We start from the raw sequence: 1,733 nt of genomic DNA on the forward strand, positions 1-1,733 counted from the left end.
GCCCAGATCAACGGATCGCCTTCCGTCATCGACAGGGCGGTCGCGTAGGGCATGTGCGTGTGGAAAGCGACCTTGGCCCGCGGCAGGCGCTTGTGCATCTCGGCATGGATGTAGAATGCCGTCGCTTCCGGCACCCCCTCGCCGTCGAGGACGTTGCCGTGGAAGTCGCAGATCAGGAGCTTTGACGCCGTGAGCTCGCGGAAGGCGTAGCCGTAGGGGTTGACGAGGAAGAGGTCGTCATGGCCCGGCACAACCGCCGAGAAGTGGTTGCAGATGCCCTCCTCAAAGCCGTTGCGCGCGGCCATCCGGAAACAGGCGGCAAGATCCTCGCGCGCGGTGCGGATCGCGTCGGTGGCAAGATCGGGCCGGTTCGAACGATGCGGCGCGGGTGAGGATGCGTGAAGGCTGTGCGCCATGGCGGGAGACACCTCTGTCGGTCGGAAGCTGCCGCTCTTGTACAAGGATGGCGCCGGCGCGTCAGCCCTGCTCGCGCCGCCCTGCCCTGCGTGGCCTATGCGCGCCGCGGCACGCCGCCGGCATTCATGCCGCCGTCGATGACGAGCTCGCTGCCGGTAACGTAGCGCGAGGCATCGGAGGCCAGATACAGCACGCCCGAGGCGATCTCCGCCGCCTGGCCCGCACGGCCGAGCGGCGTGGCGACCTTGGCGCGCTCCTCCGGATCGATCGGGGCGTTCTGGCCGGCGCCGGTCGCCCCCGTCGGGATCTTGCCCCAGATCGGCGTATCGATGATGCCGGGGTGAACCGAGTTGACGCGAATGCCGTCGCCCGCCGCGGCGCACTCCATCGCGATCGACTTGGCGAACAGCCGCACGCCGCCCTTGGTGGCCGAATAGGCCGACAGGCCGGGAGCGCCGCGCAAGCCCGCCAGCGAGGACATCATGATGATCGAGCCGCCGCCATGCTTGCGCATCAGCGGCAGGCAATGCTTGACCGAGAGGAATACGCCGTCGAGATTGATCGCGTTCTGCTTGCGCCAGTCGGCGAGTGTCATGTCGACGATCGAGGGCACGGCGATGCCGATGCCGGCATTGGAAACCATGATGTCGAGCCGTCCGTAGCGCCTGGCGATCTCCGCGACGACCTCGATCCAGCGCTCCTCGCTGGTGACGTCCTGCTCCAGGAAGATCGCCTTGCCGCCGGCGTTCGTCACGCGCTTGGCGAGCTCCGGACCGCGCAGCTCATCCACATCGGTGATGACAACCGTCGCGCCTTCGCGCGCGAAAAGCTCGACGACGGCCTCGCCAATGCCGGAAGCGCCGCCCGTCACCAGCGCGATCTTGCCCTCAACCTGCCCTGCCATGTTCACTCCCTTTTTTTGTTGTTTAGCGCGTTATCACCTAATCACGGATGGCCCCTGGTCCGGTAGCGCAACGTCGACCACGCGGAATTGCACCCGCTCGGCACCCTGGTAGCGGTCGACCGAGAGCGAGCCGGCGACATGCAGCTGCTGGCCGCGATTGGCGAGCAGCGCATTGCCGAGCTTCTGGCCGACCGAACGGAATGCGATGCCGTTCACGATGGCGCCGTCACCCGACTTGAAGCGCAGCCGCAGATGCGCCTGCCCGACCTCGTCGGCGAACACGAGCTGGTGGGCCGGCAGCGCCAGCACGGGCTCCGGGTTACCGCTGCCGAAGGGCCCGGCGCGGTTGAGCGTCGTCGCCAGCTCCGGCGTCACCGCACGTGCTGAGACAGCCCCGTCGATATAGAGCTCG

The 1,733-nt window shown here is 67.5% G+C and carries 2 protein-coding genes and 1 pseudogene; all 3 read right to left on the bottom strand.

Annotation, left to right across the window (positions count from 1 at the left end; genetic code table 11):
• The coding region (locus JHD07_RS12870; protein ID WP_291622600.1) for a class II aldolase/adducin family protein at window positions 1–416 on the bottom strand (416 nt) is incomplete at its 3' end.
• A 95-nt stretch (window positions 417–511) separates the two neighbouring features.
• The gene (locus tag JHD07_RS12875; protein ID WP_291622591.1) at window positions 512–1,321 is read right to left on the bottom strand and encodes a glucose 1-dehydrogenase; all 810 of its coding nucleotides are present in this window, start codon (window positions 1,319–1,321) and stop codon (window positions 512–514) included.
• Between the two features lie 33 nt (window positions 1,322–1,354).
• Window positions 1,355–1,733: pseudogene (locus tag JHD07_RS12880) on the bottom strand (single-stranded-DNA-specific exonuclease RecJ); the annotation flags it as partial.

Source organism: Bradyrhizobium sp., assembly GCF_016462955.1.
Classification (GTDB): Bacteria; Pseudomonadota; Alphaproteobacteria; order Rhizobiales; family Xanthobacteraceae; genus Bradyrhizobium.